Genomic DNA, 12,279 nt, shown 5'->3' on the forward strand with positions numbered 1-12,279 from the left:
TATGGTCGAAAAAGTCATCTGGCCCGCGTACCTCGACGCGGCGTTGACTCGCAGTCAGGGACGGCGGGTGCCGGAAGCGTCCGCCGTGGAGGAACCGACGGTCGATGAAATCGCTCGGGCCGTCCAACAGGTTGGCTACGACACTGTCATCGAACGCGACAAAGCCTACTCCCGCGAGGGATGGGAAGAGCGCGGTCGCGTCCTCGTCAAGAACGCGGACGATTCGTCGAAAAACGACCTCATTCAGGCCGTCGCCGCATACGTCACGGCCATGCGAAACTGATGCACAGATTGGGAGAAGTCGTTCGAACGGCACAGAACCTCGCCATCGTGCAATCGCCGAGCGAGGACTACCCGGATATCGGAACCATGGTCGTGGACGAAAGCCTCCAAACCGTCGGCAGAGTGGTTGACGTGTTCGGCCCGGTTTCACAACCCTACGTGGCGGTTTCGCCCGACGAGGACACGCGGCTTGCGATGTTGGTCGGGTCGAAACTGTACGCTCGATAACTACGAAATGAGTTGAGAGTGGCTTTCCGACGGCTTTCGGCTGGTCAGCACATTCATGTGGCGCGCGAAGGCGAACCTCCACTGGAGGTTCGCCCGCGTGAGGGACGACCGAACACCGACAGGTGCAAAGGAGTCGGTTGGGGAGGCGTGTGGACGGTTGCGGTGGCGGTTTGATTGGAGTCGGGACTTGTGCTCTCCATTTTGAAACAAACTTCAGAATCTCATGGTGGATACCTCTCTAGTGGCGATTCTCTTAGAGTCGGTAGTAACTAGCAACTCCTCAAGATAAATCACCGTGAGCGAAATCAAACAAACACAGTGCTACTAACGCTGTTGAGAAATCACTCACTCCGAAGGACGATTCGTTCCAATCGACCAACCGTCTGTGCCTCGGGGTCGTCACTTCCCGCTTCGTCAGCACTCACTTCGACACGTTCGACAGGAGGATTTCGATATTCCGTGTAGACGTTCCAGTTGATTCCATCCTCCCGAATCGTGAACTCCCGAACGTCGTCTTCGGGTCGCCACACGCGGGTTACGTCGCCCGTAACAGTCCCACCGCTTCCCGGCCCTTTCGGTGACCAGTCGAGTTCGATTTCCATCCCCTCCCGCAGGTCGTTCGGCGACAGTTCGTCGGTCATGAAATCGACTACTGCCTGTGGTTCCGTCAACGTGACGGCCCCGGATGACCGCTAGCTGACTGTGACGACTACGACCACTGGTCGAGGCCGGTCTGGGTGGTGCTCTCCTCGATTCGCTCGAACCCGCGCTCCACCTCGTCGGCGTGTACTTTCCACTCTTCGGTGACGTACTCGCGGGCGGCGTCGATGTCGGGGTTCATCTCGGCGTCGAACTCGTAATCGTCGGTAACCTCGGGATTGAGGAACATCTCGCGGATGGTATCCACGTTCGGGATGTCTTCGTCGCGTTTTTCGAGGACACCGAACAGGTCGCCGTGTTCTTTGACCCCTTTCAGCGCGGTTTTCGGGCCGACGCCGGAGATGCCCTCGTTGAAGTCGGTGCCACAGAGGATGGCGATGTCCACCAACTGTTCCCACGTGATGTCGTGGTCTTCGAGCGTGGCGTCGAAGTCCATCAGTTCCGGGTCGCCCTTACTGGTGAGTTGCCGGAGGGTTTTGGGGGCACCGAGAAGCAGGGCATCGTAATCCTCGGTTCCGGCGTAATCGACCGCGCCGGTTCGGGCCATGTGCGCCGCCTGCGCTTCGCCCTCGAACGGAGCTTCGACGATCGGCACGTCCAAGTGTTCGAGCAGTTCGCGGGTGGTTTCCTGAATGACCGGCGTGAGCCGCTGGGTGTGCGCGTCGAGACGGGCGACTTCGACGGCGTCGCCCGCCTCTCTCGCGTCTTCGAGTTGGTCTTCCAGTTTCTCTCGCTGTTCGCGCCGACTCTCGATTTCGTCGCTTTTGAGGTCGGTCACCTGCCCGTCGAAGACGAAGACGGGCGTCAAATCGTGCTCGAAGAATTTGGGCAGACCTTGCACCACGCCGACGAGGTTGGCCACCTCGGTGCCGTCGTCGGTGGTGTACACCTCGTCGCGCGTCCACTTCACCGTCGTCGTGAGATACCGATAGAGCCAGTTGTGCGCGTCGATGGCGACGAGCGAGCCTTCGATGTCGTCGAAGCTAACCTCTTCGAGCGACGCGAGTTGTCGGAGTGCGGAGTTTCCCATTTGCCGGGGCTAAGAGCGGCGTGGGCTTGAAACTCCCGTCTGACGGCGGAAGTGAGGGTGAAAATCCGCTGAACACCCAGAAACTACGAACCGTGCGGTCTGCCGAATCGAAGCTATTCGGAGGTCGTGGATGTCGTGGTGATTGTGGTTGTATCTTCTGTGGTGGTTGTCGTAGAATCGTCGCTCGTCGTGGTGGCTTCGTCAGTTGTCGTCGTGGTCGTTCCCCCGCTCGTTCCGTCGGTTGTCGTCGTTTCGTCCGAACCCTCGCCCGTCGGCGAACCGTCTTCCGTCGTGGTCGTAGTCGTCGTCTCGTCGGGTTCCGGCCCGCGTCCGAGCGCGGCGTCTAACTGCGCAATCGTCCGGTTCGGACGCGCCGTCGGTGCGGTCGCCTCGCCATCGACCACGACGCGGGGGACAGCGGAAATCGGGACTTCGTACACCTTCTCCATCGTCTGTTCGATTTCCTGCTGGTATTTTCCGTCCTCGATTTCTGATTCGATTGCGTCGAGGTTTTCGACGCCCGCCGCTTCCGCGATTCGCATGAGCGTTTCCGTCGTCGCCCAGCCATCGACCCCGCTTCTGTTTTCGAACATGTATTCGAAGAAATCCCAGTAGGAGTCGGGGTCGTTGTGCCAAACTGCGAGTCCGGCCCGCGCCGCGCGCGGTTCGTCGGGGCCGTGGAATCCTTCGCCGTCCCTGTAGGCTACGGCACGAAATTCGAGAGCCACGTCGCCGGGTTCGACGTATTTTTGTACGATTTCGCCCAAAAACCCGAAGACGAACCGTTGCGTGTACGGACATTTCCACCCGCCGTAAACCGTCGCCGTGACGGGGGCATCCTCGGCACCCATCCGAGCGTAGGTGAATCCGCTCGGGTCGTTCGGAACGCTCGCCGATTCGTAGAGTCCCTCCGGCGATTCGATTTCCTCGGGTTCCGTCGATTCCTCGTCCGTTCCCGCTTCGTCCGTTGTCGATCCGTCGTCGAGATTCACATCGCTCGTCGTCGTCCCTCCGTCACTTCCTGACGTTCCGCTGGGGTCGGCTGTCTGCTCCGGATCCGAACTGTTGTTCGAGAGTGCTGAACAACCCGCCGCTCCAACCGACAGTCCCGTGCCGACAAGGCCGAGTATCGTCCGCCGACTCGTCTTCATGGTTGTTCGTCTACCTAACAGGACTTCGTTAATCGGGTGTTAATGCGGACAACAAACGGAACAAGTGGGAAGAGACGCTATTTTCGATTACGAAGACGGCGGTTTCGACCCCTTCTTTTCGGCCAGAAACGACTCTTCGTCAGACGAAAGGTCGCGGTCACGAAACACGTCCAAGCCCGACTGATAGGTCGATTTCGACTGCTCCGCCGGGTGTTCCAACACGAGTTCGGCGATGCCGGTTTCTTCTTCCGTCCATCCGAAACCGGCGCGATAGAGCGCCTGATACGCGAACGGGTTGTTCACCGCGATTTTGACGCCCCGGTAACCCTTCTCGTGAATTTTTTTCGTGGTGAACCGGGCGAGTTCCGCCCCGATTCCTTCGCCGCGCCTGTCGGCGCGAACCGTCACGTACCGAAGCCACACGGTTTCGTCGTCGGTTCGGTCTTCGTTGAACGCGATGGCCGCGACGAGTTCGTCGTCCTGCCGGGCGACCGCCTTCCCGGAGTTCGACATCACGAACTTACCCGCGTAGCTGAACACCTCGTAATCGAGGCGGAGGGTCGGGCCGTCCTTGGGCCAGCCCAGTATCGTATTTTCCACACTGGAAGTTCGGACGCCAGTCACATCCGTTCACTGGTGCCCGATGGATGTCGCCCCACGGATTTTACTCGCTGGCCCGCGTGTTCGATTCCATGTCGAACACCGATTCCAATCCGTATTCGGCCGGTGATGTAGGACATTTCGACCGATTTGCCCGACTGTACGATTTCTTCTCGTCACCCTTCGACGCCGATATTCTCGCGGAGGGGCTGGCACAGGCAGACCGTCCAATCGAGCGCGTGGTTGACGTTGCCGGAGGAACCGGGCGCGCAGTGAGGGCAATCGACGCCGACGAGCGAATCGTTCTCGACGCGTCGAAGAAGATGCTCGTGCAGGCACACAGGCGAGGCCTCGCCTGTGTGCGCGGAGATGCCTCCCGACTGCCGCTCGATTCCGAATCGGTGGACGCCATCGTCATTTCGGATGCACTCCATCATATCGGCGATGCAGAGGACGCGCTCGCGGAGGTGGAGCGCGTGCTGAATCCCGGCGGCGTCCTCGTTATTCGGGAGTTCAACCCGGCGACGATTCGAGGCAAACTGCTCGTCCGAGGCGAACACGCAATCGGCATGAACTCCGTCTTCTTCACGCCGGAAGAACTCACTCGGATGCTCGCGGGCGCGGAACTCGTGCCGCACGTCCGGAATCGTGGATTCGACTACACCGTCGCGGGCGTCAAACGCACATCGGGAATCACATAACCTCGGCGTCCCGAGATGGCAGTATGAGCAGTGTCTTTGCGACCGGGCGCTTCGACCGCTCCCCAGCCACCGCGGGACTTGTACTCGGCGATTTAGTAGTGATAATCGGACTCCTCTGGATGGGAAGCCTTCGACACAACACCGACCCGATAACGAGTCCACTGTTGTTCGCGGATACGCTCGCGCCGTTTCTCATCGGGTGGGTCGTCGCCTCGCTCGTGCTCGGCACGTACAGCAGACGTGCACGTCGGTCGCTCCGCGACGCCGCGCTCCTCGGCGGCGGGGCATGGGTCGTCGCATCGCTCATTGGTGCAGGACTACGAGCGACCTCGTTGTTCCACGGTAACTCGCCGCTTTCGTTCGTCCTCGTCGTCACCGGACTCGGACTCGTTGCACTCGTCTGTTGGCGCGGACTCGCGGCAGCGATCACACCGTAACCCGGCGATATTCGACGTATGAATGCACGGTGAGATAGATGGCAATGCCGACCGCCGGAACGATCATGCAGTATTTCGCGCAATCGGGGAAGGGTGCGCCGAGAACCGCGACTTCCGTTGTTATCGTTTGAACATCCTATACTGTCAATTTCACTTTAGTTTTATTCCTCGTAGTATTCGACTTCGCCGGATTACTCGTGGATATTTTCGGAAACCGATTCCGTCGCCGATTTCCATGCTAGATAATAACACCCATTTCGAGGAAGAATAATTCTGAGTCATATTCGATTCACTCGAAAAGTGCCGAATTTCTCCGTTTTGAGGTCTGTATTTCTCATGGATTCTCATAACTTATCTCAAAGTAACTCGTCAATGCGGTTGTGAATACGGAGTAGGTACACAGAACGACTGTCTCTCATATGGGGAAGAGTTATATACCCTCCCCGCATATTCTATAATAGATTATGACTGGATACTATGACCTCATTCTGGGACTGATTCCGCTTGCACTGGTTGGCGTAACTGGAGTACTCAGCGTTGCTGGACTCGCGCTGACGACCGCGATTCCGCTCGGCGCAACCGCTTCCGTGTTCCTCATCGGCCACGCCCTGTTCGTCAATGGGCCTGTCGATGACGTTCCTGCCGCCCAGTCTCCTCCACCAGTCAACTCCGCTGACTAACTGTTTCCTTTCTTTCCCCTTTCCGTTCTCCTTCCTCAACGGTTTTGTCGCTGGCAGTTCTCTTGCCAGCCATGACAGATGCACTGTTTCTTTCGAGCGACGAGGTTGCCGGACTGGCAACACCGGACGAATACGTCGATGCCGTCCACGAGGGCTACTACCAGCGAGGATTGGGTGCGCCCGCAAAACCGCGCACCACGCTCCCGAACGCCGACCCCGCGGGGATGCTGACGAGTTACTCCGCAATGCTACCCGAAACCGGAGCGATGGGTGGCTACATGTACTCCGCCGGATTCGGCGCGGAGGACGCGTGGTTCATGACGCCGCTGTTCGACGCCGAAAGCGGTGAACCACTCGCGCTCATCGACGGTGCGAGCATGAATCCGTTCAAAACCGGCGCGGTGGGCGCGGTCGGCGTGGACGCACTCGCCCGAGAAAATGCAACGAAACTCGGCCTCATCGGAAGCGGCGCACAGGCCCGCGGCCAGTTGAAAGCGGCGATGACCGTGCGCGACATCGAAACCGTCGCCGTCTACTCGCCGACCAAGGAAAGCAGGGAATCGTTCGCTGGCGAAATGAACGAAACCCTCGACGCCTCCGTCGCGGCCGTCGCCAGCAGCGCCGCCGCGGTCGAGAACGCGGACATCGTGATTACGGCGACCACCGCCAGCGAACCGGTTTTCGACGGCGACCTGTTGGAGGATGGCACCCACGTCACCGCGATGGGGCAGTACCATCCGAAAAAGCGCGAACTCGACGCGACCACCATCGAGCGCGCGAAATACGTCCCCGACCTGCGCGAGCGAGCGACGCAGGACGCCGGGTCGTTCCTCGCCGCGCTGGACTCGGGTGCCGTGAGCGAAGACCACATCCACGCGGAACTCGGCGAGGTGGTTGCGGGTGATGCAGTCGGACGGGAATCCGAGGACGAAATCACCGTCTTCGACAGCGGCGGAACTGGGATTGAAACCGTGGCGTCGGCGTATATGCTGTACGAGAAAGCGCTGGACGAGGGACTTGGCTCCACGATTTCCCTCTCGCCTGCGAGTGACGCGTTGACCGGCGAATAGCGATTTGGAAGAGTTGGTTGGGAATGCGATTTGGAGGGGTTTTGAGAGGATGTGTTGCTTTTGGATGGTTGTAGAATTGCTGGTAGGTAATCACGACAATAAATACCGCAACCGCCACCGTGGGCCACGTCCTCCCCAACCGATTCCTTCGTCACTTCGTTCCTCACTCATCCCTCGCACGCTTTAGCGCGATTTCTCGGACGTACAGTCCTCGAACTCACGCCAGCGCGCGCCACATGGAAAAGATGGTTTCCGGAAATCGACCCAACCACAGTGGCGCGTGCGTCAGCAGACCTGAGGCGTTCACCGCCGAGGGTCTGCTAATTTCCGCGCGAGGGATGAGTGAACGAGCGTTAGCGAGTGAGCGAATCGGTTGGGGAGGTGTGTGGGTGGTTGCGGTGCGGGGGCGGTTTGATTGGAGTCGTGATTTGCTACCGACAAACTACCTTCGTTCGAATCGCGTACTGCTAGTTCGTCGTCGTGGCGGTTTGATTGGAGTCGTGACTTGCTATCGGCAATTTCACAACTCGGTCAATAGCTCGTTCAACTTATTCATAAACTCGCCAAACGCCGAAAAAGCAAATCCATCTGAAAAACCAAACCATCTCGCTCCCTCCAAAATGTCGAACCCAAAACCACAAAGAGGGGTCACTTCATTGCTTCGGCCATGAACAAACGAACGCGGGTGCTCTTTGCATCCGGGTTGACCGTCGCCATCTTCCTCGGGGTACAACTCGGGGCGCTGGCGCTGGTCGAACCGTTCGAATCTGCGGGCTATCAGACGGTCGAAGACCCCTCCGACCCGACCAACAGTCTCGTCTACGTCGGCGTCATCCTCGTCTTCACGGCGGGGATGCTCGCCATCATGAAACTCGGCGTCGAATGGATTCTCCGCGGCGTCATCATCTTCACGAGCGGAATGCTCTCGCTGTACGTCTTCAGCGTCATCATTCCCTCCGCGGTCGAGATAACGGTCGGCGGCGCGCCGGTCAACGTCGTCGCGTGGGGAGCCGCCGCAGTGGTCGCCATCGCCCTTGCAGTCCACCCCGAATGGTACGTCATCGACTCCGCAGGGGTCGTCATGGGCGCGGGTGCGGCGGGCCTGTTCGGCATCAGTTTCGGCCTGCTCCCGGCAATCCTCCTCCTCGCGGTGCTGGCCATCTACGACGCCATCAGCGTCTACGGAACAGAACACATGCTCACGCTCGCCTCCGGCGTGATGGACTTGAAAATCCCCGTTGTCCTCGTGATTCCGATGTCGCTCTCGTACTCGTTCATCGCGGACACCGCACAGGCGACCAGCGAAGGCGCGGTGTCGCCGGAGGACGAACCGGACGAATCGGTCGAAGCGGACGAAGTCGATTCTCCGGAAACGGACGAATCAGAGGCCGATTCGGACACGGGCGACCGCGACGCCCTCTTCATCGGACTGGGCGACGCCGTCATGCCGACCATCCTCGTTGCCAGCGCGGCGTTCTTCTCGCCCGCGGACGCCCTCGTCTCGGGATTCGCCCTCAATCTACCCGCGCTGACGGCCATGATTGGCACGATGATCGGATTGGTCACCCTGCTCTGGTTGGTGCTCAAAGGGCGCGCACACGCCGGACTGCCGCTGCTCAACGGCGGTGCAATCGGCGGCTACCTCGTCGGCGCGCTGGCCAGCGGAATTTCCCTCTCGCAGGCGCTCGGTTTGGGCGGCCTGACGCTTGCGTAATCAGCCAGAACGCTCTAACACTTCGCCTGAGTAGGCCGACGCATGCCCGACCCGGACGTTGGCACGGCGACAATCGTGTACGAAGACGCGGACGGCGTAACCGAGCGAGAAGTCGAAAACGACGACATCGTCTACTTCGACGACCACTGGCTCGTCAAAGTCGGCGAAAATGACGACGGCGACGATGTCGTCCGTCGGATTCCCCGCGAGCGTGTCCAGTACGTCGAACGCTCCATCGACGAACTCGAAAAAAAAGTCGAGGGAGCGATTGAGCAAGCCAAAGAGCAGTTCGGCTGGTGGGGCTAGGAAGTAGTACAAGAAGTGGATTTTGGGAAGTTCGATTTCGTTCTTTTTTTGCCAGCTGTTGCTGATCCGGTTGGATGATGAACTACACGTCGCGGCGTCAGCGGAATGAACTTCTTTAAGCAAATCACGACTCCAATCAAACCGCACCACATCCTCCCCAACCGACTGCGTTTCTCGGTCGCTCCTTCGTCGCTCTCTGCGATACTCACCCTCGCGCGGGCGACTACCGTCGCCTTCGCGCGCCAGATTGTCTGTTTCGATTCATGAAATTCCACAAAGCTAGTGGCGCGCGCGTCGGCAGGGCCGAGGAATCTTCGGCCCTGCCGATTACTGCGCGAGGGGCGACTGAGCGAACGGAGTGAGCGAAGGAGTCGGTTGAGGAGGAACGTGGCTTGCGGTGGCGGTTGCGGTATTTGTTGTCGTGATTTGCTATCAGCATACTCGAGAAAACAATGTCAACTACCGAGATAGATAGAAAAGAACGATGATAAGAACGCTCTGTAAAAACCGTCTTCAGACACTGTTCCCCCACGTAGTCTCCTTCGACTTTTTATCCCTGCGCGCAAAACCACCTGCCATGAACGCGGACGATGTTGCGGAACTCATCGAATCGGAACTCGAAGACGCTGACGTGACGGTCACCCACCCGCGCGGGGAACACGACGAAGACCACCTCGCGGCCCTCGTGATTTCTCCTGCCTTTGAAGGGAAATCGCTGGTACAACAGCACCAACTGGTGTACGACGCGCTGGGCGACCACATGACGACGGACATCCACGCGCTCGAACTGAAAACGTACACGCCCGAAGCGTACGAGGGGTAACGAGTCGGGAGATTGCAGTTTTGAGCGATGCCGATTGAGCACATTATTTATCTGTGGCCCAAGACCCCACGGGTATGAGCGACGAAGATTATCGAATCGAGGAGGACAGCCTCGGGGAAATGCAGGTACCGGCCGACGCCTACTGGGGCGCACAGACCCAGCGCGCAATCCAGAACTTCCCAATCTCGGGAATCACCTTCGGACGACGGTTCATCCGCGCCCTCGGCGTTGTGAAGAAGGCCGCGGCGCAGGCAAACCGCGACCTCGGCATGATTAAGGAGGACGAAGCGGAGGTCATCATTCAGGCCGCCGATGAAGTCATCGCGGGCAAACACGACGACCAGTTCCCGGTTGACGTGTTCCAGACGGGCAGCGGCACGTCCTCGAACATGAACGCAAACGAGGTCATCGCCAACCGCGCCGCCGAAATCTACGGCAGCGAGGTCGGGTCGCGCGACATCCACCCGAACGACCACGTCAACTTCGGCCAGTCGAGCAACGATGTGATTCCGACCGCGATGCACGTCTCGGCGCTCGAAGCAGTCGAAAAAGACGTTCTTCCGGCGCTCGACACCCTCCGCGAAGCGCTCGCCGAGAAGGAAGAGGAGTACGACGACGTGGTGAAAACGGGACGCACGCACCTGCAGGACGCAACCCCGGTTCGCGTCGGCCAGGAGTTCGGCGGCTACCGAACCCAAGTCGAGAAGGGACTCGCCCGCATCGACCACGCACGCGACCACCTCGCCGAACTCGCCCTCGGCGGCACCGCGGTCGGAACCGGCCTGAACACCCATCCGGACTTCCCGGAACTCGCCGCGGAGTACATCAGCGAGGAAACCAACGTGGAATTCCGCGAGGCAGACAACCACTTCGAGGCGCAGGCCGCCCACGACGCGATGGCGGAAGCCCACGGCGCACTTCGGACGGTTGCTGGTTCGCTCAACAAAATCGCAAACGACCTCCGTCTGCTGGCCTCCGGCCCGCGAAACGGACTCGGAGAGGTTGACCAGCCCGAAAATCAGCCCGGCAGTTCCATCATGCCCGGCAAAATCAATCCGGTCGTCGCCGAGGCGGTCAACCAGATGCACAAGCAGGTCGTCGGCAACGACACCGCAGTCGAATACGGCGCGGCGGAAGGTCAAATTGACCTCAACCTGTATAAGCCGGTGTTAGCACACAACTTCCTCCAGTCCGCGGAACTCCTCTCGAACAGTAGCACCGTGTTCGCGGAGAAGTTCGTCGGCAAACTCGACATCGACGTGGAACACTGCGAGACGCAGGTCGAACAGAGCATGGCGCTCGCCACCGCGCTCAACCCGCACATCGGCTACGACAAGGCGTCGAAAGCGGCGAAAGAAGCCCTGAAAGAAGGAAAGACCGTCCGCGAAGTCGTCGTCGAAAAAGGCTACCTGAGCGAGGACGAAGCCGACGAAATCATCGACCCCGAAGCGATGACTCACCGGGGTATCCTCGGGCAGGACGAATAAGTCGATTTACGATTCGGATTTCGAGTCCCGACTTGAAATCCGTTCCGAGGTCGCGGTTCGTTTCGTGATGTCGAAATTCGTCCCGTAGATTCGAAATCCGTTCCGTGACCCGACCGCCGATTTCAGCGGTCGGGTCAGAACAGGTTGGTGAAAAACGACACCACCGAGTTGAGGATGGACGAGATTCCGTCCCACAGTTTTGCGAAGAAGCCTTTGTTTCCTTCGCTGTTCACGTCCGACGGATTCGAAGTCGTCTCCGTCGCGGTTCCTTCGCCGCCACCGTTCGTCGTTTCGTTCCCGGTCGTCTCCGTCGTCCCCGAGCCACAGCCGTTGGCGGTTATCGTGGCTTTCTGGTTCATCTTCAGTTTCGTCCGCGTGGGATTGTTCGCGTTGCCCGAAAGCACTTCCCATTTGTTCACTTGCCCTTCGTACTCGCTCCCTTGGCCGGACAAGAGTGCCTGCCCGTTGAACTGGGGATGTATCGTGAACTCGAAGTCGTTGCCGAGTCCGCGGTACACTGCTCCGTCGGAGCGACCACCCTGCCACGTCCAGTGGATGGTCGCGTTCGCGGTTTCCTTGCCGTTCCAGTTCCGGTGTTTCGAGTAGTCGAACGTATCGTGGTTCGTCGAATCGTCGTAGCTGTCGTCTTTGACGACGAACTTTCCCTGCACGGGAAGGTTGGTGATACGGAACGACACCGCGCCGCCACCGTCGCTGTCCAGTTTGTCGTGCACCATCACGAGGCTCAGTCCCTTCGGACCATCGTAGAGGAACATGATGCTGGTGTCGTCGCGCTGGAGGCTTTCGGTTCCGAACGAGGCGTACTTGTACGACATCGGGTCGGTGTCGGGCGTGCGGTAGTCGTAAAACTCCTCCACGGGGAGTCCCGAAAGCGAGAGCGGTTCAATCGGAATGCAGTTCCCACCCTGTTTGATGGCGAACTGGGTGTTACCGTTCGATTGGGCCGCACCTGTCGACGAGACGCCCCCGAGTACGGCGGTCGAGGCAATGGTCGCCTTAACGAACTGGCGACGGGCAATAGTTGTCGAGTTCTCGGTCATGCTGTCCACGAATGGTACGGTCTGCTGATGTCTTTGTTCCACGCCGACT

General features: G+C 59.4%; 15 protein-coding genes. 10 read left to right on the forward strand and 5 right to left on the reverse strand.

What is annotated here, in order from left to right:
• Position 1: 1 nt before the first annotated feature.
• Both srp19 and HL45_RS10375 read left to right on the forward strand, forming a co-directional pair.
• The gene (srp19, locus tag HL45_RS10370; RefSeq protein WP_049971030.1) at positions 2-283 is read left to right on the forward strand and encodes a signal recognition particle subunit SRP19; all 282 of its coding nucleotides are present in this window, start codon (positions 2-4) and stop codon (positions 281-283) included.
• Positions 283-510, forward strand: a complete 228-nt coding sequence (locus HL45_RS10375) for an H/ACA ribonucleoprotein complex subunit GAR1 (RefSeq protein ID WP_049971031.1) — start codon at positions 283-285, stop codon at positions 508-510. The genes srp19 and HL45_RS10375 overlap by 1 nt, the downstream gene beginning before the upstream one ends.
• 341 nt (positions 511-851) lie before the next feature.
• Here HL45_RS10375 and HL45_RS10380 read toward each other — a convergent pair whose 3' ends face one another.
• The 4 genes from HL45_RS10380 to HL45_RS10395 all read right to left on the reverse strand — a co-directional run bounded on the left by HL45_RS10380 (position 852) and on the right by HL45_RS10395 (position 3,951).
• Positions 852-1,151, reverse strand: a complete 300-nt coding sequence (locus HL45_RS10380) for a hypothetical protein (RefSeq protein WP_049971033.1) — start codon at positions 1,149-1,151, stop codon at positions 852-854.
• 68 nt (positions 1,152-1,219) lie between these two features.
• Positions 1,220-2,200, reverse strand: a complete 981-nt coding sequence (fen, locus tag HL45_RS10385; protein WP_049971035.1) for a flap endonuclease-1 — start codon at positions 2,198-2,200, stop codon at positions 1,220-1,222.
• Positions 2,201-2,313: 113 nt separating this feature from the next.
• Complete coding sequence (locus tag HL45_RS10390) at positions 2,314-3,351, reverse strand: DsbA family protein (RefSeq protein WP_233274749.1); 1,038 nt, start codon at positions 3,349-3,351, stop codon at positions 2,314-2,316.
• Between the two features lie 87 nt (positions 3,352-3,438).
• Entirely contained in the window at positions 3,439-3,951 is a 513-nt protein-coding gene (locus HL45_RS10395) for a GNAT family N-acetyltransferase (protein WP_049971036.1), read from the reverse strand.
• Positions 3,952-4,043: 92 nt separating this feature from the next.
• Here HL45_RS10395 and HL45_RS10400 point away from each other — a divergent pair, with 92 nt between their 5' ends.
• From HL45_RS10400 to HL45_RS10435, 8 genes are all read left to right on the forward strand, one after another.
• Positions 4,044-4,652 carry a class I SAM-dependent methyltransferase gene (locus HL45_RS10400; protein ID WP_049971038.1) on the forward strand — a complete coding sequence of 203 codons (609 nt, stop codon included), beginning with the start codon at positions 4,044-4,046 and terminating at the stop codon, positions 4,650-4,652.
• Between the two features lie 23 nt (positions 4,653-4,675).
• Positions 4,676-5,089 (forward strand): DUF3054 domain-containing protein, encoded by a 414-nt coding sequence (locus tag HL45_RS10405; protein ID WP_049971039.1) that lies wholly within the window; start codon positions 4,676-4,678, stop codon positions 5,087-5,089.
• A 464-nt stretch (positions 5,090-5,553) separates the two neighbouring features.
• Complete coding sequence (locus tag HL45_RS10410; RefSeq protein WP_049971040.1) at positions 5,554-5,769, forward strand: hypothetical protein; 216 nt, start codon at positions 5,554-5,556, stop codon at positions 5,767-5,769.
• A gap of 71 nt (positions 5,770-5,840) precedes the next feature.
• Positions 5,841-6,839 carry an ornithine cyclodeaminase family protein gene (locus HL45_RS10415; protein ID WP_049971041.1) on the forward strand — a complete coding sequence of 333 codons (999 nt, stop codon included), beginning with the start codon at positions 5,841-5,843 and terminating at the stop codon, positions 6,837-6,839.
• Positions 6,840-7,506: 667 nt separating this feature from the next.
• Positions 7,507-8,553, forward strand: a complete 1,047-nt coding sequence (locus HL45_RS10420; RefSeq protein ID WP_049971042.1) for a presenilin family intramembrane aspartyl protease PSH — start codon at positions 7,507-7,509, stop codon at positions 8,551-8,553.
• 42 nt (positions 8,554-8,595) lie between these two features.
• Complete coding sequence (locus tag HL45_RS10425) at positions 8,596-8,859, forward strand: hypothetical protein (RefSeq protein ID WP_049971043.1); 264 nt, start codon at positions 8,596-8,598, stop codon at positions 8,857-8,859.
• 577 nt (positions 8,860-9,436) lie between these two features.
• Positions 9,437-9,682: a BolA family protein gene (locus HL45_RS10430; protein WP_049971044.1), complete on the forward strand. Its 246-nt coding sequence runs from the start codon at positions 9,437-9,439 to the stop codon at positions 9,680-9,682.
• A 74-nt stretch (positions 9,683-9,756) separates the two neighbouring features.
• Complete coding sequence (locus HL45_RS10435) at positions 9,757-11,169, forward strand: class II fumarate hydratase (protein ID WP_049971045.1); 1,413 nt, start codon at positions 9,757-9,759, stop codon at positions 11,167-11,169.
• Between the two features lie 134 nt (positions 11,170-11,303).
• Here the strand turns inward: HL45_RS10435 and HL45_RS10440 are convergent, their stop codons facing one another.
• A complete protein-coding gene (locus tag HL45_RS10440) occupies positions 11,304-12,230 on the reverse strand; it encodes a hypothetical protein (RefSeq protein ID WP_049971046.1) in 927 nt (308 codons plus the stop codon).
• Positions 12,231-12,279: the final 49 nt, after the last annotated feature.

Source organism: Haladaptatus cibarius D43 (assembly GCF_000710615.1).
Lineage (GTDB): Archaea > Halobacteriota > Halobacteria > Halobacteriales > Haladaptataceae > Haladaptatus > Haladaptatus cibarius.